The following is a 21,887-nucleotide window of genomic DNA, read 5'->3' as shown; positions in this document are numbered from 1 at the left end:
ATCATACGGAGTCTTCGAAAAGCAATCAATAAAAAGTGGTGTCAGGTGCTTATCAGGGCAGTGGTTCGAGGCCGGCTGCGGGCTTTTCACAAATAGCACCGCCTGCGACGGCCGGTAACATCAAAAGCTTTTGGTTCGCTGAATGCTTCGCTTTTGCCGGCAGTTGCCATTTGTGCTACTCAGCGGGTGGTTGTTGGTGGCCCTGTTAGATTGTGAAGTGACTGAGGCGCAACTTTTTCGACCGGATAGATAAACATACCCTGGTCTTTTTTGGGTGCACCTGGCCACACCGTCACGATTTCCCTTGAATCTACATCAATTTTCGCATTTGCTACTGCCCGTTCGCCGATATCTATCGCCGCTTCATCGGGACCGCCAACAGTGACAGTCGTCACTTATCACTGATGAACTCTTCGCTGCTATCGTCAATCAACCCTCGCTTTGCCGCCTCCCAGATTGTGGCTGCAATGGTTTTGGTCCCGAGGGCCTGTTTTGCCGCCGCGATATGCTTGTTTACCGTATCGTGACTGACGTTCAGCAATGCCGCGGCATCGCGCAGGGTGACATCCTGCTGTGCCAGAGCCTTGATCAGGCGCCGCGGGCGCGGGTTTATATCGGTGCCTTCACTGTGCTTGAAAACGGTGGCAAATTTACTCTTGCCGATGCCTTCGATTTTGTTGGCCAGTGCCGTGATCAAGTACTGCTGGCCCTCGTCGTTGTCCACGGTCGACAGGCTGAGGGCCCGATCGATGTCAGGTTGACCCGTTGAGACGGTGTAATTGTCGGTGCTGGTGCTGGCCATCAGTAAGTACCGGCCATCGAGTTTGCCGAACATCTCCGCCGGCAGGCAGGTCAGGGCATAGTATATCCGGGCCAGGTGTCGGGCCCGGATATCGCCGGCGGTGACCAGCAAGCGCAGCCCGCTGTTGCCCGGATGGCTGGCCATCACGATCACCGGCATCAGGGCCAGGCGATCGTCGCCCAGGTTCACGGTGTCGAAGCGCATAAACGAATAATCGCAGAACCCCCAGTCCTGTATCGCCGCCAGTACCTGTTGCGCCAGGTGTCTCGGGGTTTCCGAGCCGTCCAGCACGCGATAGAGGTTGCGCTCGATTTTCAACCGCTCCAACAGTATTTCATCGGACTCCTCACTGCCGAAAAACAGGCTGACTTTGTCTGGCGATACCGCGGCCATACGATCGGCGGCGCCGGTGGGCGCATCAGGTTCGGCCTTTTTGTTTAGTATCTTTTCAAGCATGATGACTCTCTATATATAGGGTGATGATTTCGGTGTTCCAGAACCGACCTGCGCTCGGTGTTTTCCCGGTGCCGTCTTGACTGGCCGGGGCCGCCGGCGCTGTCGGTCTGCGCCGCCGGCAGGCTTGATCAGCGTTATCGACAATAAACCCTCCTGCACCCGGAATCGAAAACAGGCTGTTGCCGGCGGGTTGGTACGGGTAACCGGCCCATCGTGTCTGGCCGGTATACCTGGGGCATGGCGGCGTAAACTTCGGCGCTGACCAGCGCATCAATCGACTGGCTTTTTGCCCGATAGATCGGGGCAACCAGGTTAATAAATGAGCAGCTGGAACGTGCGCCGCCCTGAGATACCCGTCGCCCCCTTTTGCACCGCCGGCCGCAATTGTTGCGTCAGTGACATTGCCCGGTGCCGGGTTGTCTGAGTCACGCTTTTCCAGCCGTGATACCCGGTAACCCCTCCACATCGTTTGTTTTTTGGCGCACAAGTGATCGCCGTCAGATGGCAACAGAATACTGAGCCCCCCATCTACAACTAGTGTTTAAATACAAGATGAAGTAACTGTCAATATGGCGGTAAATTGATATGCCCCGTCCGTTTTTGGACAGGCAAAAAATTTATGCTGTGACAACAAAAAACCACCTACCCAAAAATTGATAGGAGTGTAAGCTATGGAAATTAAAGGAAATTCTCGGATTGCAGGCATTGGCGCCTTCCTGCCGCCCGACCGCGTGACATCGGAGAGCCTGATGGATGAAATCGACAGCACCAGATTTGGTGCACCCAAAAACTACATATCGAAATGTATAGGTATCAAAGAGAGACGAATATCCGATGCCAGGACCCTGCCTTCGGACATGGCAATTGCAGCTTCCCACAACGCCCTGGAAGACGCCGGGCTGGAAGCGGGCGAAATCGATATGATTCTGTACTGTGGTATCGACAGGGACTGGCAGGAGCCGGCTACGGCCCACCGGGTACAGACTGAACTCGGGGCCACGCGGGCCACGGTGCTCGATGTGACCAACGCCTGCCACGGCTTTATGAACGGCCTGGCAATTGCCGACAGCTTTATCAGCAATGGTGCGGTCGACAATGTGCTGGTTTGCACGGGTGAGAAACCGAGCCGGGTAATGCTCGAGGCCATCGAGCAGATCAAGCGCACCAATAATAAGGAGGAATTCAAGCGATGGATAGGCAGCCTGACGGTCGGTGATGCCGGTGGCGCTATGGTGGTACAGCGCGGTACCGCCCACAGCGGCTGGCAGTGGATGGAGATGCGTTCGGAGGGCCAGCATGCCGAGCTCTGCTACTATCGCCACACCCAGGCTGGTGTCGAGGGACAGATGATAATGGGACTCATCAGTCGCGTATTTGTGGGGCTGCACAAAAAGCTTATCGATAAGACTTATCGGGCCTTGAATTGGTCGCCAACGGATATTGATGTAATGTATTGCCACCAAGTAGGTGCCATACCACATAAACAATTGACTAGTGCGGCGGATTTAGATTTAAATTGTGCCCCTATCACGTATGATTTTCTCGGCAACCTGACCAGTGCTAGCATTCCGGTAAATATGGCGTTGAATCGCCCCAAGCGCGGTGATAAGTTGCTGGTTCTGGGAGCAGGGAGCGGACTGTCTATATGTCAAGCGGGGATGATTTACTAATCTATGCATTGCCAAGCATATTTGCGTTGGCTTTGAAGGTTATTATTTTTTGGGTAGCCAGGCACGCATTGCGATCAATAAATCCCTGGATGTGGGGGTTTTTGATCGCACTGTTGGGCCTGAACCTGGCTGAGCTGGCCAGCTTTTCCTTTGTCGCCAATCCCAGGGCTGGGGCTGTTTACCTGACGGCTTACTACATCTTTGCCATAGGCACTTGCCTGGCGCTGCTGGGCCTGTCCCTGGAAATCGGGGGATATCTAAAGAAAACAGTCACTTATGTGATTTTAGCCTGTGCAATAGTGTGTATAACGATCGTCGCCATCCCCAAGTTTGCCATTGCCGATGTCGAAAGTATTGGTTATTCAATAACCCGGATACCGGGACCTGCCTATTGGTTGATCAAGCTCACCATATTCACGGCGCTTATTGGCAGCCTGGTGATCATGATCTATTGCACCCGCACCAATCCTGATCGTGTCAGGCAGCGCCGCGCATTTGTGCTGGCGGTCGCCACTGGACCAAGCATTTTGGCCGTGTCGACAGTGCTGGCGTTTATGCAAATGAATATACCCATAAATGCTGCCGGTATCGTGTCGCTGACTATTAATCTGTTGTTGTTTGTGCTGCTGTGGACTGAAAGTCAACCCCATATGTTTCGGCTCCTGGCTTTGATTCCAAAGACGGAGGAACACAGAAAGATCAATAGGATGAAGACTCTGTTGTTTTCCCCCAACCTGGTTCCCCTGAAGAAAACGGCGTCTGTTTTTGAACAGATGGTGGTCGACGAGGCCATTCACCGCTGTGATGGCAATAAAGCCGAGGCTGCGAGACGATTGGGTATATCGAGAAATACGCTGGCTCGAAAACTTAAAACCTAGAAACATAAACCGACATTATGTGCCGGTGGGACGCCAATCGCCGGCAGGCTCGGCACGTTCGTCCAGTGGGTATGTATCGACCTGGCCGCCGACTCATCAATAGAGAAATCTTAGAGCTGCCAGGTGCTGCACAAAGCGACGTTGAATTTGCCGTGCTGCCGTTATTTCTCTGCCAACTCGCGAAAGTCGTCGATGTAGCGCTGGAAGGTTTTATCGCGCCGCTGCCGTTGCTTGTCCGTCAGTGAGGCATTGAGCTGGATCACCAGTTCAAAGGTGCGTTGCTGGTTGTGGGCTATCGCGTCCCGATAAGCTTGCGGCCAGCGCTCTTCGGGGTAAAACATCAACCTCTCTATATTCTCCTCCAGAAACTGCGCCTGGTCGCGATAGGGTAATACCTGTTTGAGTTCTTCCTGCCACTGCTGCCGCAGGTCGCCGGAGAGTTTTGCCGTTGGTTGTATCGTTTTACTCCAGTCTTCAATCAGCTGTTTCTGCTTATCGTCCAGTCGGCCAAGCCAGGATTGGAGGACGTCCCGGGTTCTGTCCACCCGTTTTTCCTGTCGTTCCTGCGGGTCGGGAAGTGCGTATTCTTCCAGGTACTCCAAGCGCTTTTTTTCCAGATTGTCGTACACCTGCTGTATCTGCTTGTCGGAAAGCGATGCCGCCAGAGCAACGGCCGGGGCCGTGAGTTGGTCGAGCGCGGCATCCCAGAACTCGCTCATGCGGATACCGTGGGCTTCGAGCTGGGCGCTGCTCACCGCCGGTCGCGACAAAGTGTCCCGCAACTGCTCCAGGGCGTCCGCATAAGCGGGCAGCTGTTCGCTGCGATGCCAGCGGTGAAAGCTGTCGATAGCGGCCTTGACCTGGCGCCGCTGATCCCGTTCGAGGGTAACATAGTCGCGCACCAGCCAGCCCATCCACCAGTCGAGAAAGTTGTAGGTGAGTTTGGTGGAGCAACCGGTAAACAGGAGGCAGACCAACAGCAGGCATGTCAGTTGAACTTTGGATCGCGCGCGTATCATCATGGCCAATGGTCGTTGTGGGTGGTGTGTGGTCGGGCTGAAGGTGCCGAATCCTTTTCGTTCGATCATTTCCCTTCGACCCTTCGTGTGAAATACGCCGCCCGGTGCTCTCTATGGTACGGCAGCTTGAAGTGTATAGATCAATTGTGACAAGCCGCCAGTAGCGCTTCGCGCAGGCGCCCGGTAATGGGGGCCGGTTTGCGGGTCTCCCGCTCGACAAATACATGGGTGAACGTGCCTGAGGCACAGGCCCGGTCCTGCCCCGCCTTGAAGATACCCAGGCCGTATTCAACCGAACTGCTGCCGACGCGGTTGACGCGGAAACCGCCATCCAACTGATCCGGGAAGGCGACAGCCTCCCGATAGCGGCACTGAGAGTTTACCACCAGGCCGATGACCGGGCCGGCGTGGATATCCAGGCCGCCTTTTTCGATCAAAAAGCGGTTGGCAATGGTGTCGAAGTAAGCGTAGTACACCACGTTATTGACATGGCCGTAGACGTCATTATCCATCCAGCGTGTGGTTATCGGTACAAAATACCGATAGTCGACGCGGCTGGGCACGGGAATGTCAGGTGTAGGCGGCACGGTAAATATTCAAGGCGTTCTCGTAGTTAACTTCCCGCGGGTTGTTGACCAGCAGCCGCTGCTGTTGCATGGCGTTTTCCGCCAGCATCGGCAGTTCCTGTTCCTGGATATCCATTGCCGCGAGGGTGTTTGGCAGCGCCAGATCGGCAATCAGGGCCACCAGGTGGTCGATCATTTCCCCGGCCAGGTGCCGTCGCTCCCCGTCGCTGGCCGGCAGTGGGATATGGCGTTCCATGATAATCGGTGCCAGCTGCGCATACTGCCGCGCGGCGTCAACGGCCTCGCAGTTAAAGCGCAGCACGTGAGGCAGCATCAGGGCGTTACTTAATCCATGGGGGATATGGTAGTGGCCGCCGAGCGGATAGGCGAGGGCATGTACCGCGGCCACCGGGGCGTTGGCGAAGGCCTGGCCGGCCAGGCAGGCCCCCAATAACATGGCCTGGCGGGTGGCCAGTGAATCGCCGCGGTGCACGGCGTCGCGAATATTGCCCGCTAATAAGTTCAGGGCCTGCTGCGCCAGCATATCGGAATAGGGGTTTTTGAGCCGGGCGCTGGTAAAAGCCTCGATGGCATGGACCATGGCGTCAATACCGGTGGCAGCGCTGACCAGGGGTGGCAGGCCGAGACTGAGTTCGGGGTCCAGGATAGTGACATCCGGCATCAGCTGCTGGGCCACGACAGCGGTCTTAGTGGTGTCACCGGTGGTGACAATGGCGATGGGAGTCACTTCCGAGCCGGTGCCGGCAGTCGTGGGCACCTGAATCAGCGGCAGGCGCTGCCCGCTGGCGTTGTCGACGCCGTAGATTTCCGCCAGACTCTCGCCGGACCCCATCATCAGGGCCACCAGTTTGGCGGTGTCCATGGAGCTGCCGCCGCCGAAACCCACCACACCGTCGGTGTTGTTGGTCTGGGCCTGGCGCAAAGCTCGCAGCACCGTGTCCTCCGGCGGGTCCGCCTGTACGTCGGCGTAGGTCATATAAGAGACTTGCGCCCGGCTCAGTGCGCCCAATAGCGGTCCCAGCAGATCGTTGTCGAGAATGCCCTGATCGGTCACGATCAGCAGCCGGCTGATGCGATGGCGCCGGCAGATATCGCCGATACGGCCGATGGCGCCGGGTTCGCAGATAATCGATGGGGTGGTGTTGAAGGTAAACGACTTCATTGCTCAGTGACCCGCCTCAGGTACCCGAAGGTTTATTCTGCGAATCCAACCGATATATTTGAAATTTATATTTGTGATCATTGGATTCACGTCGTGAATGTTTAAGTCTTGGACCGCAAGCGGCCTGCCGTGTTCTGCCTCGTTACTTCTATTATATGAAGCAACAGCGCAGGCGCCCAGCCTCACAGACTCACAATCATAGAAATGCGTATACGAGCGGTTGCGCTAAGCGGTTTTTCAAATCATTATCTGCACGATACCTCAAGTGCCAATCGAGGTGTTCCTAACTCATTCGAACAGAGGCTGAAGTGGATATAACCCTGGTTGTTGCCGACTATCGGAAGCCGTCCCATGCGGCGGCCATCGTTACCCTGATGAGTGCCTACGCGCTCGATCCCATGGGAGGTGGCCGCGATCTCCCCGAACGCGTAAAAACCCAACTGGTGGAGCGCCTGGCACAAGTGCCCACGGCCTTGTCGGTGCTGGCGTTTGCCGGCGCTGAACCGGCCGGGCTGATCAACTGTTTTGAGGGGTTTTCCACGTTTCAATGCCAGCCGTTGATGAACATTCACGATGTGACGGTGTTGCCCGCCTACCGCGGTCGCGGGCTGAGCCGTCGCATGTTGGCACTGGTGGAAGAGTGCGCCCGTGAACGCGGTTGCTGTAAGCTGACTCTCGAAGTGCTGGAGGGGAATAAGACTGCACAACAGGCCTATAGAAAGTTCGGCTTTGCGGGTTACGAACTGAGTCCCGCCACCGGTCGGGCGTTGTTTTGGGAGAAGCCCTTGATGTCGTCGGGGGCCAACGTCGAAAGGAAGAACCCAATCAAGGATTATTAAGGGACACAGCAATGTCGAAAAAGCTGAAAAATGAACAACAGTTACTCAAAGAGGCGTTGCGGGTGGGCGCGCTGTATGCTGAAAAACGTCATGCCGGTCGCTTTGAAAGCACCGATTCCGTCAAACAGAAGGTGGAGTACCTGTACCGGCTGCTGGTGCACGACAAACTGATTCAACCGCTGGCCAAGGGACAGGAAAGCGAGCCGTTGATGAAACACAAGCTGGCGCTGTGGATATCCCGGCAGTTGCCCGATGACCACCCGCTGCTCAAATGATGGTCCGGTGAAAACGCTGCTTGTGGTTCGCCACGCCAAGTCCAGTTGGGCCGACCCCGGACTTGGCGATCGCGATCGCCCATTGAACCGACGCGGCCTTGCCGATGCCCCACAGATGGGTGAACGGCTGCGCCGCCGGGGTGATATCCCGCAGGCGATCGTCGCCAGCGTCGCGTTGCGCGCTGCGGCCACAGCCCGGGCCCTGGCCGCGGCATTGGGGTTTGCGCCGGACGCCATTCGGTATGACGAATCCCTGTATACCTTCGACAGCGCGCAGTTGCTTGGTTGCGTGCAGTCGTTTGACGACACCTGGACCCGCTGCCTGCTGGTGGGTCACAACCCGGCGGTGACCGAACTTGTCAATGATTTGGGCTATTGCGATATCGACAATGTGCCTACCTGCGGTATGGTGAAGCTCACGCTGCCCGTCACTCGCTGGAGCGATCTGGCGCCGGGGCGGGGCAGTATGGACTACTTCGATTACCCGAAGAACGACTGTCTCAAAAACAACCCGCAGTATTGACCAGGACATGTTATGAGTGAATTAGTGAGCTACACCCTCGACGCCCAGGTGGCGACCCTCACCCTGAATAACGGTAAGGTGAATGCCATTTCCCCGGCTTTGATCGACGCATTTAACCGGGCTCTGGATCGGGCCGAGAGCGATCGGGCGGTGGTCTTGATAACCGGTCAGGCAGGCATGCTGTCGGCGGGCTACGATCTGAAAGTGATGGGTGAGAGCATGGACGCGGCCATGGCGCTGGTAGAAAAAGGCTCGACCCTGTCGCGGCGCCTGCTGTCGTTTCCCACCCCGGTGCTGGTCGCCTGTAGCGGTCACGCAGTGGCCAAGGGGGCGTTTCTGTTGCTGTCGGCGGACTACCGCATCGGTGCGGCGGGCCCCTTTAAAATTGGCCTGAATGAAGTTGCCATCGGTATGACCATGCACCTGGCGGGCATCGAGCTGGCGCGGGCTCGCTTGCTGCCGGCGTATTTTAACCGCTCTGTGATCAACGCTGAGATGTACGATCCCGATCGCGCGGTGGCAGCGGGTTTTCTGGATCAGGTGGTGACTGCAGAACAGTTGTCGGCGACGGCGACCGCCCGGGCGCAGCAGCTTGCACAACTGAATATGGACGCGCATCGCAACACCAAACTGAAAGCCCGGGCCGATTTGCTTGAAACCCTCGATCGCGTGATCGAGATCGATGCCCGCGGTCCCCACTAGGGCATCGCCACGCGGCCGTCCACGGCCTGCGCCAGCCACGGCGCGCCAATTGGACTACAGCGCGGGCGTTTGTACTATAATTGCCCGATCTGGGTGCCCGGCGGGGGCTGATCACTCGCCGGCGGGCGCCGTAACCTGGTGGCTCCTGCATGATTAAGATAATCCGCCGATGGTCGATCTATGGCCTGTTGCTGGCACTGGCCGCCGCCGCCGCCACCGAGGAAGCGATATCGGTCGAGGCCGGTAAGATAGCCTTTATTCATAAAATACTGGTGAATATCACCTGGCCCGGCGAGGAGGATTTTGAATACTTCTCCATTGGTGTTTACGATCGCGGCCGGGACTTCTCCCGGATGATGAAAAGACAGCTGGCGGATTTCGAGGTGCGGGGCAAGCCGATCCGGGTGATCAGCGTCCGCTCCCTGGCCAGTGCCCGCGATCTGCAGGCACTGGTAGTGGGCCCCGCTTACAACCGGGAACTGGTCGATATCGCGCGCCGCCTGCGCAAAAGCGAAACACTGTTGATCACCGACGGCGCAGACGACAAGCGCAACGTGATGATCAACTTTTTTCAGCCCACCCCCGAACGCCTGTCGTTTGAATTGAATCGCTCAAGTATCCTTTACGAGGGCCTGGCGCTCAGCAAGGACATCACGTTGTTTGGTGGTACGGAGCTGGATGTGGCCATCATTCACAAGGAAACCGAGGCGGAGCTGGCCGAAGTGATGGCGCTGGCCGAAGAACGGCGTCGCGAGCTGCTCGAGCAGGAGGTCCTGATCAGCCGGCAGCGCCAGACCATGGCCCAACAGGAGGCGGAGATCGAAAGTCAGAACCGCGAGATCGACAGTCAACAACTGGCTATTGCGCGGCAGACGCAGGAGCTGGCCGACGGCAAACAGGAACTCGACCGGCTCGAGAACAGTATCAATCAAATTACCGAATCCCTGACCCGCAAAGAAGGCGAGTTGGCAGAACGGGCTTCCGTGCTCGCCAGTCAGGAGGCCAACATCGAACAGTACTCCACCCAAATCCAGCGCACCCTCAACCGACTCAATGTGATGCGCGACGAGGTCACGGCCAGAGAGGCGCGAATACTGGAAAAGGACGTGATTCTGGAAAAACAGGGCAATATCATCCGCAATCAGAAAGTCACTCTGGGGGCCGCCACCGCGGCACTGCTGCTGGTGCTCACCCTTATCACCATCATCTTTCGCAGTTATCGGGAAAAGAACCGCGTCAATAAAGAACTGGTTGAAATGGCGAAAGCCAAGAGCCTGTTTTTATCCACCATGAGTCACGAAATACGCACGCCGCTGAACGGTGTGCTCGGTATGGTAGACCTGTTGAAAGACACCCCTATCAGCGAGCAGCAGCGCCACTACCTCAACACCATCCACACCTCGGGTGAGATGCTGTTGAGTGTGATCAATGACATTCTCGATTATTCGAAGATCGAGGCGGGCAAGATGGCGATCGAAGAGGTCGCCTTCGATCTGGAGAAACTGGTTTTTGGCTGCGCCGCCATTTTTACGCTGCGCGAGACTGAGGACCTGGAGTTTATGGTGGATGTACCCCCGGCTGTGCCCACGCAACTGCGTGGTGATCCGACCCGGATTCGCCAGATTCTGCTGAACCTGTTGAGCAATGCATTTAAGTTTACCGACAGCGGCGAGATTCAGGTCTCGGTCAAGACTTCCGGCAACGCAGAGGAGGGGCGCTGGTACCACCTGTTTGTCAGCGACACCGGCGTCGGTATGAGTCAGGAACAGCAGGAGAGTATTTTCGACAGCTTCGTGCAGGCCGACTCCAGCATCACCCGGCGCTATGGCGGGTCCGGCCTGGGACTGGCGATCAGCCAGCGGTTGGCGGGCCTGATGGGGGGGCATATGGAGGTGACCAGCACCCTCGACAAAGGCTCTGTATTCACCCTGACGCTGCCACTGGTGGAGGCGGGCGGAGCGGCCGCGGCGGCGGGCGCGAACAGCACCCTGGCCGGTCGGCACCTGTTGATCGCCGATGCCCGCCCGCACCGCTGCCGGGCTCTGGCCGAGCACGCCCGCGCCTGGAGCATGAACGTGCGCACAGCGGATTCCATCGCCGCCGTGCACCGCTCCATCGCCGCGCAACAGCCGGATTTCGTGTTACTGGCGGAACAACTGGAGCGCATGGCGGGCATCAAGCTGGCCCGCGATTTGAAAACGTTACAGCCTGACGGCCGCATCTTGTTGATGACCCATGCCACGGCGGCACCTTCCGGTATCGAGCTGACCGCCTGCAACGTCGTCGCTACGGTGGAGATGCCGGTGGCGCCGAGTTTGCTGCGGCAGACTCTGGCCGGGGCCGTGGCACAGGCTCAGGCCGAAAATCCACCCCGAACCGAACCGGCGCCGGCCGTGGCGGCAGGTGGTAACGGTGCAGATGATGCCGCAACCTGGCGGGTTCTGGTTGCCGAGGACAATCCGGTCAACCAAATGGTGATCAAGGGCTTTTTGGCGCGAGAGGGCATCACCACGGAAATAGCCAACAACGGCCTGGAGGCTGTCGAGCACTACCGGGATCAGTGTGCCCGTGTGGCGTCGGGCGCGCCCTACGATTTGATTTTTATGGACTGTGAAATGCCGGAGTTGGACGGGCTCAGCGCCACCCGCCAGATTCGCGATATCGAGACCCGCCAGGCGCGCGGACATGCGGTTATTGTTGCGCTCACCGCACACGCCATGGCCGAGCAACGCCAGGCGGCTTTTGCGGCAGGCATGGACGAGCACCTGGCCAAACCGCTGAAACCGGAAAAATTGCGCGAAGTACTGGCCAAATATTTGAGGCCGGTTAACACGAGTTAATTGGGTTTGTCGTGCACGAAAAAACGCCATTTAAATAATGTGGCACAAGGCGTGCGGTTTGGCTATTCCCGTGCTTAACCTGTTGCCCGCAGAAGCAGAGTAAATTCCTATGCAGTTGAAAGTACCCGGCGGTCCGGTCCGCCTGCTGGCCTTATTGGCGGCGCTGGCGTTACTGGGAGGGTGTGAAACCCTCGGTTACTATACCCAGGCGGCCACCGGGCAGCTCAGCCTGCTCAGCAAACGCGAACCCATCGATACCCTGTTGGAAGCGCCGCAAACTGATGACGAAACCCGGCGGCAGTTGCAACTGGTGCAATCACTGCGGGCGTTTGCCGGCGCCGAACTGAGCCTGCCGGCCGCCGGCAGTTTCACCAGCTATGTAGAACTCGATCGCGATTATCCGGTGTGGTCGGTGGTGGCGACACCGGAGTTTTCCCTGCAGCCGCACCAGTGGTGTTACCCGGTGATCGGCTGCGCCGCCTACCGCGGTTATTTCAAGCGGGACGATGCCCGGGGCAAAGCCCAGGCATTAAAAGCGCAGGGCTTTGATGTCATGGTGGGCGGGGTGCCGGCCTACAGTACACTCGGCTGGTTCAACGATCCGGTGCTGAGCAGTTACCTCCACTGGCGCGAAGCGGAACTTGCGGGTTTGATATTTCACGAGTTGGCTCATCAGGTGTTCTACATCAACGACGATTCGGCCATCAATGAGAGTTTTGCCACGGCGGTTGAGCAGGCCGGCGTTGAGCGCTGGTTTCGCCACCACAACCGCGCCGGGGAGATCGCCGCCTATAAAAACGTGCAGTTGCACCGGCAGGCGTTTTTGCAGCTTGTAGAGCAGACCCGCGCCGAACTGCGCACGCTTTACGCGGGAGACTTGCCGGCGGCACAAAAGCGGGCTGCCAAGCAGCTGGCTTTCCAGCGCCTGCGCGAGACGTATTTACGGCGGTTTCCCGACGGTGCCTACAAAGGTTGGGTCAACCGTGAACTCAACAACGCGATCCTGGCCAGTGTCAATACCTACAGTCAGTGGGTGCCGCACTTTTTGCGCAAGCTGGAGACCAGTGCCTCCATCGACGCGTTCTACGCCAGTGTTAACGCGCTGAAAAAACTGCCGGCCCAAGTGCGCTATCAGCGCCTGACCAGCTGGCTCGAGGAAGCCGACTAAAGCCTGTATCCCGCGCCGGCGCCGGCACCACCGCATCGCCACAGAGTCTTCACAGTCCACCCTCGTTCTGTGGGCAAACTTTTTAGCGCGCCAAGGCCGTGTTATGCTGCGGCCTCGTTAAAACCTGCCATAGGAAAACAACGTGATCTCAGTAACCTGCCGTTTGCTAGCGGCACTTTCGGTATTGATCGTGCTGGGTGCCTGCGCGCCGGCCCGCGATGCGCTCGACTCTCGTTCCGATGCGCGTTCCGATGCGCGTTCCGATGCGCGTTCCGATACGCGCGCCGATTCCCGCGCCGGCGAAGACCCGTGGTTTGCCAGTGGCCGGCAGGCGGTGGCGGCGCGGCTGGCGCTGCGGCCGAATACCAACCGCGCTCGCAACGTGATTTTATTTGTCGGCGACGGTATGGGCATTTCCACGATTACCGCGGCGCGCATCTTTGACGGCCAGTCACGCGGTGAAAGCGGCGAGGAAAACAGCCTGTCTTTCGATACGTTTCCCTATGTGGCACTGGTAAAAACTTATAACACCGACGCCCAGACCCCGGATTCTGCCGGCACCGCCAGCGCCATGAACAGCGGTGTCAAAACCCGCATCGGGGTGATCAATACCCGGTCTGATCAGCACGATTGCCTGGGGCCGGTGACAGACTTTCCACCGACCCTGGCGGCCCTGGCCGAGCAGCGCGGTATGGCCACCGGTATCGTGTCCACTGCCCGAATCACCCATGCCACACCCGCAGCGGTATACGGGCATGCACCGTCGCGCGCCTGGGAGAGCGACGCCAATATCCCCGAGCCCGCGCGCCGCCAAGGTTGCCGGGACCTGGCCGATCAGATGCTGAGCTTTCCCCACGGCGACGGTCTCGATGTGATGCTCGGCGGTGGCCGGCGGATGTTTTTACCGGCCGAGGAGGGGGGCGTAAGGGTAGACCGGCGCAATCTGATACAGGAGTGGCAGGGACAAAGCCCGGCCAATCAAGTGGTCGCCGACAGCGGCGAATTGCGGCGGCTGGCGCAGTCGGGGGCAGCGGCGAGAGGCAATGTCCTGGGGCTCTTTAATGCCTCCCATATGGCTTACGAGGCTGATCGTGATGACGCCCGGGAGCCCTCCCTGGCGGAGATGACGACTTTTGCCGTCGAACATCTGCAGCAAGAGAGACAGGGTTATTTTCTGATGGTCGAGGGCGCCCGCATTGATCACGCCCATCACGGCACCAATGCCTACCGCGCGTTGACCGATACCCAGGAATTTGCCGCGGCGATAGCGGCCGCCGTCGAGCGGGTAAACCTCGACGACACGCTGATTCTGGTCACTGCGGATCACTCCCATGTCTTTACCATCGGCGGCTATCCACCGCGCGGCAATCCGATCCTGGGGCTGGTAAAAAATATCCGGCCGCCGCAGCCGGGTGCCCCCAGTGCGGCCGACGATGGCCATCCCTATACCACCCTCGGTTACCATAACGGTCCCAGCCTGCGCGCGGGGGCGGCTGCTTTGACCGAAACGCAGGTCCTGCACCGGGATTTTCAACAGCAGGCCGCGGTGCAGCGGCAATCGGAGACCCACGGCGGTGAGGATGTGGCCCTGTTTGCCACCGGAGCAAGTGCCTATCTGGTCGGCGGGGTTATCGAGCAGCACGTCATCTTCCATGTGATGGCGCGGGCCCTGGGTTGGGAACTGTAGCGCCGACTTCACTCGCCTGCCAGCGGCCAACTCGACAGTTCGCGGCGTGTCGGCGAGACCGCCAGGCACCAGCCCTGCGGTCCCCAGTCCCCGAGCACGATGCGCTCCGCCGCCGCGCCGTTGGCGCTCAGGTGGTGGCGTTGCGGCCGGTGGGTGTGGCCGTGAATCAGGGTCTGCACGCCGTGTGCTTCCATCACCTTGACAACTTCCGCCGGGGTTACGTCCATAATATCCTCGGCCTTCAGGCTGTTCATGGAGCGGCTCTGTTCGCGCAGCGCTGCCGCAATGGCCCGGCGCTCGGCCAGCGGTTTTGCCAGCAATTGCGCCTGCCAGTCGGGGCTGCGGGCCTGGCGGCGAAAAGCCATATAGTCGTGATCGCGGGTGCAGAGACTGTCGCCGTGCATCAATAACACCGGTTCGCCGTAGAGATCGATAACGGTGGGATCGTCCAGCAGTTCGGCCCCGCTGGCGGCGGCGAATGCCGGCCCCAGCAAAAAGTCCCGGTTGCCGTGCATCACATACAGGGGGATGTCCGCCTGGCGCAATTGCCGCAGGCGCTCGACGATCCGCCGGTGTTCCGGGTTGTCATCGTCGTCCCCGATCCAGACCTCAAACAGGTCGCCGAGAATATAAAGCGCCGCGCAGTGACCGGAAATAGCGTCGAGCCAGTTGAAAAACGCCCGGGTTATGGCCGGGCGCGTGTCGTGAAGGTGCAGATCGGAAATAAAATAGGTGGTCATTGACGGCGACCGGTGGTGGCTAGCCCTCGACCGTGACTTTTTCGATTAACACTTCCTCGGCGGGCACGTCCTGGTGACCGGAGCGGTTGCCGGTTTTCACTCCCTTGATCTGGTTGACTACGTCCATGCCGTCGACCACTTTACCGAAAACACAGTAGCCCCAGCCCTGGGCGTCTTTGCTGGTGTGGTTGAGAAAACCGTTGTCTTTCACGTTGATGAAAAACTGTGCAGAGGCACTGTGAGGGTCCATGGTGCGGGCCATGGCGATGGTGCCGTTGTCGTTGCTCAAGCCGTTGTCGGCTTCATTTTCAATCGTATCGCGGGTCTCTTTTTGCTGCATATCGGCGTCGAAACCGCCCCCCTGGATCATAAACCCGTCGATAACACGGTGGAATATGGTGCCATTATAAAAGCCGTCTTCGGCGTACTGCTTGAAGTTGGCGGCCGTTTTCGGCGCCTTCTCGAAATCCAGTTCCAGCTTAATATCGCCAAAGTTGGTGTGTAGGGTGATCATGGAGGACTCCTGTGTTGACATCGGCGGCCAATGCCTGGCCGATTGGGAAAATTCTTTATTTGATAAGTGGTTATGACACTATTTATGCCTCTGCGAGGCCGCTATAATACGCGCTTTGCCCGGTTTCTGAAACCGCCAGTTGTGCGCCGGCCGGCCGCGGGCGGTGGGGCGGCGCGGGCCGGACACCTTTAAGGGAAGCTGATCTAAACGCATGAATGAACAATCCAGGCCAGACAAGCCGCTGCACTTTATCCAGCAAATCGTCAAACAAGACCTCGAGCAGGGCAAGATCGAACGGCTGGTGACCCGTTTCCCGCCGGAGCCCAACGGCTACCTGCATATCGGCCACGCCAAGTCCATCTGCCTGAACTTCGGTCTGGCCGAGGAGTTTGGCGGTGTTTGCAATCTGCGCTTTGACGACACCAACCCGACCAAGGAAGAGCAGGAGTATGTCGACGCGATCAAGGCGGACGTCATCTGGTTGGGGTTTCAGTGGCACGGCGACGTCAAATACGCCTCGGATTATTTCGATACGTTTTACCAGTGGGCCCAGGCGCTGGTGCGCGCGGGCAAGGCCTATGTCTGCGACCTGTCGGCGCAGGAGGCAAGTCGCTATCGCGGCTGGGCCACCGAGCCGGGCAAGGACAGCCCGTATCGCAACCGCAGTGTGGAAGAAAACCTGGATTTGTTGGGGCGGATGCAAGCCGGTGAATTCGATGAGGGCAGCCGCACCCTGCGGGCCAAAATCGATATGGCCTCGCCCAATATGCATTTGCGCGATCCGGTGTTGTATCGCATCCGCAAGGCGCGCCATCACCAGACCGGCGACAAGTGGTGCATCTATCCGAGCTATGACTTCGCCCACGGGCAGGAGGATGCCATCGAAGGTGTGACCCATTCCATTTGCACCCTGGAGTTTGCCGATCACCGCCCGCTTTACGACTGGTTTATTGCCAATCTGCCGGTGCCGCATACGCCCACCCAGTACGAATTCGCGCGCTTGGAGTTGACTTACACGGTGACCTCCAAACGCAAGCTCAAGCAACTGGTGGACGAGGGACATGTTGACGGTTGGGATGACCCGCGCATGCCGACCATCTCCGGTATGCGCCGGCGCGGTTACCCGCCGGCGGCGCTGCGGCACTTCTGCGAGCTGATCGGGGTGACGCGCTCGGCCAGCACCGTAGATATGAGCACTCTGGAGTACGCGGTGCGCGACCATCTCAATGAACATGCGCCGCGGGCGATGTGTGTGCTCAACCCGTTGCGCGTGGTCGTCAGCAATTTTCCGGCCGGTGACGTCGAGTCGATGACACAGCCGGTGCATCCGCAGAATGCGGCCATGGGGGAACGGCGTCTGCCCTTTACGCGGGAATTGTATATCGAGCGCGCCGATTTCAACGAGGACAGCACACTGTCGCGCAAGAAATTCAAACGCCTGGTGCCCGGCGACTGGGTGCGCTTGCGCGGCGCTTATGTGATTCGCGCCGACGAGGTGGAAAAGGATGCGCAGGGAAATATTACTGTCGTGCACGCGAGTCTGGTGCCGGGCACGGTAGGCGCCAACCCGCCGGAAGGCGTGCGCCCGCGGGGCGTGATTCACTGGGTTTCGGCCCGGGAAAATGTCGATTGCGAACTGCGTCTCTACGAGCGCCTGTTTACCGATGCGGCGCCGGATACCGGCGACAAGGACTTTCTCGATGCCCTCAACCCCGATTCCCTGACCGTGCTCAGCGGCTGCAAGGGTGAGATCGGCCTGGCGGCAGCGGCGGCGGAAGATCACTTCCAGTTCGAGCGGGAGGGTTATTTTTGCCTGGACAATCGGCTGAGCACTCCGGCAGCGCTTGTTTTCAATCGCACCATTGGTTTAAAAGACGGTTTTAAAGATAAAAAGTAAATGACACTCACACTCTACAATACCAAAACCCGGCAAAAAGAAGCGTTTCAGCCACTGCAACCGGATCGGGTCAAAATGTACGTCTGCGGCCCTACGGTCTACAACCTGGTGCATATCGGCAATGCGCGACCTGTGGTGGTGTTCGATACCTTGTTTCGCTTGCTGAACGTCCTCTATGGCGAGGTGATTTACGCCCGCAATATTACCGATATCGATGACAAGATTATGAAGGCGGCGGCGGAAAACGGCGAAGAGATCGGCGCGTTGGCGGCGCGCTTTACCGCCGAGTTCGAGAGCGATATGGCGCAATTGCGCAACTTGCCGCCGTCTATCGTTCCCCGTGCGACCGACCATCTGCCGGAGATGATCGCCATGACCCGGCGCCTGATTGAGAAGGGTCACGCTTATGAGGCCGAGGGTCATGTGCTGTTCGACGTGAACTCCATGTCCGACTACGGCCGGCTTTCCAACCGCTCGCTGGAAGACATGCTCGACGGTGCGCGGGTGGAAGTGGCGCCCTATAAGAAATATGCCGGCGACTTTGTGTTGTGGAAGCCGTCGAGCGCCGCCGAGCCCGGCTGGGACAGCCCCTGGGGGCGCGGGCGGCCGGGTTGGCATCTCGAGTGTTCGGCCATGATTGAAAAGCACCTGGGCGAGACCATCGACATCCACGGGGGCGGCCGTGACTTGATTTTCCCTCACCATGAGAACGAGCTGGCGCAGAGCTGCTGTGCCCACGATGGCCGGGAGTATGTGCGCTATTGGATGCACAATGGTTATATCAATGTCGGCGGTGAGAAGATGTCCAAATCGCTGGGTAATTTTCGCACCGTGCGGGAATTGTTGGGTAAGTACGATGGGGAAGTGATTCGCTATGCGTTGCTGTCGGCTCAGTATCGGTCGGAGCTGGATTTTTCTCAGACGTTGCTTGATCAGGCTAAAGCTTGTCTGAATTCTTTTTACAGTGCGTTGGATAAAGTGGAGGCGCTTGAAGGGGTCGACGATGTGGACCTGCAAAACCATCCTTTCTTCCTGGCGCTGTTGGATGACCTCAATACGCCTGTTGCCTTGGGGGAAATGCACAAGGTGACGAAGTTGTTGAACAAGGCTGCGCAGGGGGATAAAGCGCGGTTGAAAACCACGCTTTTGCAGGCGGGGCGGTTACTTGGTCTGCTGCAGCGCGGTCCGGATGAGTGGTTTGGTCGCGTGCGGGGTAGGGCGGATATTACGTTGGATGCTGTCACTATGGGCGGTGAGGGTATTGTCGGGCCGACGCCGGAGGAAATTGAAGCAAAGATTGCGGAAAGAGCCCAGGCCAAGGCGGATAAAGATTATGCCCGTGCGGATGAAATTCGCAAGGCGTTGAAGGCGCAGGGTGTGGTGCTGGAGGATTCGCGAGAGGGGACTAACTGGAAGAGGGAGCGGTAGCCATTGCTGAGGGGAGTGGTTCCCCTCGAAGGGGTCCTCCTCGAAGGGGTCGGAGTGCTTGCATTTTAACCAGGCTTTTCCTGGTTAAAATGCAAGCACTCCGACCCCGCACTGTGCTGGTTAAAATGCAAGCACTCCGACCCCGCACTGTGTCGCCGCGGGTGGTGCCTTGAAGAAGGGGAGTGGCACCATTCTAAGGGGACAGGTAAAACCTGTCCCCGCACTGTGCCACCGGAGGTGGTGCTCATAGAATGATGCAAGTTTGAAATACAATTTTGTTACGTGTTTGGAATAGAAGACTATGTCAGTACCCGATTTTCGCTTTCGCCGCATGCGCCGTACACCCGTATTGCGCAGCCTGGTCAGAGAGAACCATCTGCGCATGGAGGACTTTATCTTTCCGGTTTTCGTCGAGGAAGGCATTGCCGAGCCTGTACCGGTAGCGAGTATGCCGGGTGTGGTCCGCCATCCCGAAAGCGCCTTGCCGGAAGTGGTGCGCGGCGCCTGGGAAAAGGGCATCAAGGCGATTATCCTGTTCGGCGTCACCGCCAACAAAGACGAGGAGGGCTCCGACACCTGGGCGGACGATGGCCTGATGGCGCGGATGATCCGAGCCGCCAAACAGGCCGCGCCGCAAATGCTGGTGATCAGCGATAACTGCTTTTGCGAGTACACCAGCCACGGACACTGCGGCGTGGTGGGCGACGGCGATGTGGACAACGATGCGACACTGCTGAACCTGCAAAAGCAAACACTGGCAGCAGCCCGCGCCGGTGTGGATATGATTGCGCCGTCCGGCATGATGGACGGTATGGTGGCGGCGATTCGCGAAGCGCTCGACGAGGCGGGGTTTACCCAGGTGCCGGTCATGTCTTATTCGACCAAGTTCGCCTCGGCGTTTTACGGACCTTTTCGCGACGCCGTCGACAGCTCCTTCAAAGGCACCCGCGATACTTACCAGATGGACCCGGCCAACGGCCGCGAAGCCCTGGCCGAATCGCTGCAGGACGATGTCGAAGGGGCCGATATCCTGATGGTGAAACCCGGGCTTGCCTATCTGGATGTGATCGCCAATATCCGCCAGCACAGCGACCGGCCACTGGCGGTCTACCATGTCAGCGGCGAGTATGCGATGGTCAAAGCTGCCGCGGCAGCGGGTGTCATCGACGAAAAGGGGGTTGTGCTGGAAACGATGACGGCATTCAAGCGGGCCGGTGCGACCCTGATTATTACTTACTATGCGGAAGCGTTGAGCGGGTGGCTGGCAGAGTAACAAGACCAGAGTAACAAGACAGGCTTTTTGTTTGTTTTAGCAACCCACCACCTGAGCCTGTTTGCAGCGGCAGGTATTCCAGCCTACAACTATGATGCAAAGAACCCCGAAAAAAGCCACATTGTCAGGTCCTGCCCAGGGGTCGCGGTTGCGGGTTCAAGACCGTCTGCCGCAGGGATGCGGCAGACGAGCCCCAGGGATGGGTTTACCGCGTGTCTTGAACCCGCAACCGCGACCCCTGGGCAGGACCGGGTCTGTTGGCACCAATCCTGATTTAGGCCCAGGTCCCCCATCACCGCTTAGCCATAGCACCGAATTCAAAGCCCAGTATCCGGTTTTCCCCCGATGAGCCTCCCACAATGGAATTTACGCCGCGAATTTAGCGTAACATGAATAATGACCTTCCTGTTGTGTGCAATAGTGAACGTATACAGATTAGCAGTAAGTTAGTTGAGGAACACTATGAGCGAACCATCAATGCACAGTGCTGATCAAAGCAAAAACGCACAATGGCAGCAGACCTTTTATCGAATCCGGTCGAATAAAGCCTTCGAACTGTTTGTAGTGGGCGTCATTATTTTTTCCGCGCTGATGATCGGTGCGAAAACCTACGATATCTCGCCGGCGCTGATGAAGACGGTGTATGTCCTGGATTGGTTTATTACCATCGTCTTTTTAATCGAGATCATTATTCGCTTCCTCGGCGAGGAAAACAAACGGCATTTTTTCAAATCCGGCTGGAACATCTTCGACACGCTGATTGTCACCATCAGCCTGATTCCCATCGACAACAGCGATATGGCATTGGTGGGGCGGCTAGTGCGGATTTTCCGCGTGCTGCGTATGGTATCGATTATTCCCGAGCTGCGCATGTTGCTGAATTCCCTGATCAAGGCCCTGCCGCAGCTCGGCTACGTGTTGCTGTTGATGTTTATCATCTTCTATATCTACGCCGCTATCGGCAGCACCTTTTTTCGCACCGTCAACCAGGACCTGTGGGGGGATATCGCCCTCAGTCTGTTGACCCTGTTTCGCGTGATGACATTCGAAGACTGGACCGATGTTATGTACGAGACCATGGAGGTGTATCCCTTCAGTTGGGCTTTTTACCTGACATTTATCTTTTTTACCGCCTTTGCCTTCCTCAATATGATTATCGGTATAGTCGTGAATGTACTGGAGGAAGAGCACCAGCGGGTGCGGGCCCAGGAGGCGGAGGCGGCGGGAGAACCGACCCTGATTGAATTAAAGCAGCAACTGGATGAGATTAAGGCGCTGCTGCAGCAACAGCGCCAGTAGCGGGCGTGGAGTCAGGCGTTATCAATAGTGGCAGGTATCTGAACGCGGGCAGCGCCCGGGTCCGCCGCGGCTACCCCGGATTTTTGGTAACCGGGTTTTGGTAAAGTTGTTGTATTTTGCCCAATTAA

The 21,887-nt window shown here is 58.1% G+C and carries 20 protein-coding genes; 13 read left to right on the top strand and 7 right to left on the bottom strand.

Going from position 1 to position 21,887, the window contains the following annotated elements; translation table 11 throughout:
• Positions 1-179: 179 nt before the first annotated feature.
• Both FKG94_RS13630 and FKG94_RS13625 read right to left on the bottom strand, forming a co-directional pair.
• Positions 180-395, bottom strand: a complete 216-nt coding sequence (locus tag FKG94_RS13630; RefSeq protein ID WP_142904894.1) for a hypothetical protein — start codon at positions 393-395, stop codon at positions 180-182.
• Positions 392-1,258, bottom strand: coding sequence for a helix-turn-helix transcriptional regulator (locus FKG94_RS13625; protein WP_142904893.1), 867 nt, complete (start codon positions 1,256-1,258; stop codon positions 392-394). The genes FKG94_RS13630 and FKG94_RS13625 overlap by 4 nt, the downstream gene beginning before the upstream one ends.
• A gap of 671 nt (positions 1,259-1,929) precedes the next feature.
• Here FKG94_RS13625 and FKG94_RS13620 point away from each other — a divergent pair.
• Together FKG94_RS13620 and FKG94_RS13615 are read left to right on the top strand one after the other, a co-directional pair.
• Positions 1,930-2,928, top strand: coding sequence for a ketoacyl-ACP synthase III (locus tag FKG94_RS13620; protein WP_142904892.1), 999 nt, complete (start codon positions 1,930-1,932; stop codon positions 2,926-2,928).
• A gap of 101 nt (positions 2,929-3,029) precedes the next feature.
• Positions 3,030-3,806, top strand: coding sequence for a helix-turn-helix domain-containing protein (locus FKG94_RS13615; protein ID WP_218943526.1), 777 nt, complete (start codon positions 3,030-3,032; stop codon positions 3,804-3,806).
• Between the two features lie 161 nt (positions 3,807-3,967).
• On the opposite strand, the gene FKG94_RS13610 is transcribed toward FKG94_RS13615, so the two are convergent.
• The 3 genes from FKG94_RS13610 to FKG94_RS13600 all read right to left on the bottom strand — a co-directional run bounded on the left by FKG94_RS13610 (position 3,968) and on the right by FKG94_RS13600 (position 6,574).
• Positions 3,968-4,894 (bottom strand): DUF6279 family lipoprotein, encoded by a 927-nt coding sequence (locus FKG94_RS13610; RefSeq protein WP_142904890.1) that lies wholly within the window; start codon positions 4,892-4,894, stop codon positions 3,968-3,970.
• Between the two features lie 71 nt (positions 4,895-4,965).
• Complete coding sequence (locus FKG94_RS13605; protein ID WP_246125142.1) at positions 4,966-5,388, bottom strand: acyl-CoA thioesterase; 423 nt, start codon at positions 5,386-5,388, stop codon at positions 4,966-4,968.
• A 7-nt stretch (positions 5,389-5,395) separates the two neighbouring features.
• Positions 5,396-6,574 carry an iron-containing alcohol dehydrogenase gene (locus tag FKG94_RS13600; protein WP_142904889.1) on the bottom strand — a complete coding sequence of 393 codons (1,179 nt, stop codon included), beginning with the start codon at positions 6,572-6,574 and terminating at the stop codon, positions 5,396-5,398.
• 308 nt (positions 6,575-6,882) lie between these two features.
• Between FKG94_RS13600 and FKG94_RS13595 the strand changes: the two genes are divergently transcribed.
• From FKG94_RS13595 to FKG94_RS13565, 7 genes are all read left to right on the top strand, one after another.
• Positions 6,883-7,413 (top strand): GNAT family N-acetyltransferase, encoded by a 531-nt coding sequence (locus FKG94_RS13595; protein ID WP_218943525.1) that lies wholly within the window; start codon positions 6,883-6,885, stop codon positions 7,411-7,413.
• An 11-nt stretch (positions 7,414-7,424) separates the two neighbouring features.
• Positions 7,425-7,688, top strand: coding sequence for a DUF5062 family protein (locus FKG94_RS13590; RefSeq protein ID WP_142904888.1), 264 nt, complete (start codon positions 7,425-7,427; stop codon positions 7,686-7,688).
• Positions 7,689-7,695: 7 nt separating this feature from the next.
• Positions 7,696-8,211 carry a SixA phosphatase family protein gene (locus FKG94_RS13585; RefSeq protein ID WP_218943524.1) on the top strand — a complete coding sequence of 172 codons (516 nt, stop codon included), beginning with the start codon at positions 7,696-7,698 and terminating at the stop codon, positions 8,209-8,211.
• Between the two features lie 12 nt (positions 8,212-8,223).
• Positions 8,224-8,913 carry a crotonase/enoyl-CoA hydratase family protein gene (locus FKG94_RS13580; RefSeq protein WP_142904886.1) on the top strand — a complete coding sequence of 230 codons (690 nt, stop codon included), beginning with the start codon at positions 8,224-8,226 and terminating at the stop codon, positions 8,911-8,913.
• A 149-nt stretch (positions 8,914-9,062) separates the two neighbouring features.
• Positions 9,063-11,753, top strand: a complete 2,691-nt coding sequence (locus FKG94_RS13575) for a hybrid sensor histidine kinase/response regulator (RefSeq protein WP_142904885.1) — start codon at positions 9,063-9,065, stop codon at positions 11,751-11,753.
• A 109-nt stretch (positions 11,754-11,862) separates the two neighbouring features.
• The gene (locus FKG94_RS13570; protein ID WP_142904884.1) at positions 11,863-12,921 is read left to right on the top strand and encodes an aminopeptidase; all 1,059 of its coding nucleotides are present in this window, start codon (positions 11,863-11,865) and stop codon (positions 12,919-12,921) included.
• Positions 12,922-13,063: 142 nt separating this feature from the next.
• Entirely contained in the window at positions 13,064-14,608 is a 1,545-nt protein-coding gene (locus FKG94_RS13565) for an alkaline phosphatase (RefSeq protein ID WP_142904883.1), read from the top strand.
• 8 nt (positions 14,609-14,616) lie between these two features.
• On the opposite strand, the gene FKG94_RS13560 is transcribed toward FKG94_RS13565, so the two are convergent.
• Both FKG94_RS13560 and FKG94_RS13555 read right to left on the bottom strand, forming a co-directional pair.
• Positions 14,617-15,348, bottom strand: coding sequence for a UDP-2,3-diacylglucosamine diphosphatase (locus FKG94_RS13560; RefSeq protein WP_142904882.1), 732 nt, complete (start codon positions 15,346-15,348; stop codon positions 14,617-14,619).
• 19 nt (positions 15,349-15,367) lie between these two features.
• Positions 15,368-15,862 (bottom strand): peptidylprolyl isomerase, encoded by a 495-nt coding sequence (locus tag FKG94_RS13555; RefSeq protein ID WP_142904881.1) that lies wholly within the window; start codon positions 15,860-15,862, stop codon positions 15,368-15,370.
• 211 nt (positions 15,863-16,073) lie between these two features.
• Here FKG94_RS13555 and FKG94_RS13550 point away from each other — a divergent pair, with 211 nt between their 5' ends.
• The 4 genes from FKG94_RS13550 (at position 16,074) to FKG94_RS13535 (ending at position 21,759) form a co-directional block, all read left to right on the top strand.
• Positions 16,074-17,759: a glutamine--tRNA ligase/YqeY domain fusion protein gene (locus FKG94_RS13550; RefSeq protein WP_142904880.1), complete on the top strand. Its 1,686-nt coding sequence runs from the start codon at positions 16,074-16,076 to the stop codon at positions 17,757-17,759.
• Positions 17,760-19,187 (top strand): cysteine--tRNA ligase, encoded by a 1,428-nt coding sequence (gene cysS, locus FKG94_RS13545; protein ID WP_142904879.1) that lies wholly within the window; start codon positions 17,760-17,762, stop codon positions 19,185-19,187.
• Positions 19,188-19,488: 301 nt separating this feature from the next.
• Positions 19,489-20,460: a porphobilinogen synthase gene (gene hemB / locus FKG94_RS13540; RefSeq protein ID WP_142904878.1), complete on the top strand. Its 972-nt coding sequence runs from the start codon at positions 19,489-19,491 to the stop codon at positions 20,458-20,460.
• Between the two features lie 462 nt (positions 20,461-20,922).
• Positions 20,923-21,759, top strand: a complete 837-nt coding sequence (locus FKG94_RS13535; RefSeq protein WP_142904877.1) for an ion transporter — start codon at positions 20,923-20,925, stop codon at positions 21,757-21,759.
• Positions 21,760-21,887 lie beyond the last annotated feature (128 nt).

It is taken from the genome of Exilibacterium tricleocarpae (genome assembly GCF_007004655.1).
Classification (GTDB): domain Bacteria; phylum Pseudomonadota; class Gammaproteobacteria; order Pseudomonadales; family Cellvibrionaceae; genus Exilibacterium; species Exilibacterium tricleocarpae.
The sequence above is the reverse complement of the archived record's forward strand: the minus strand, read 5'-3'. Positions and strand labels throughout refer to the sequence as shown.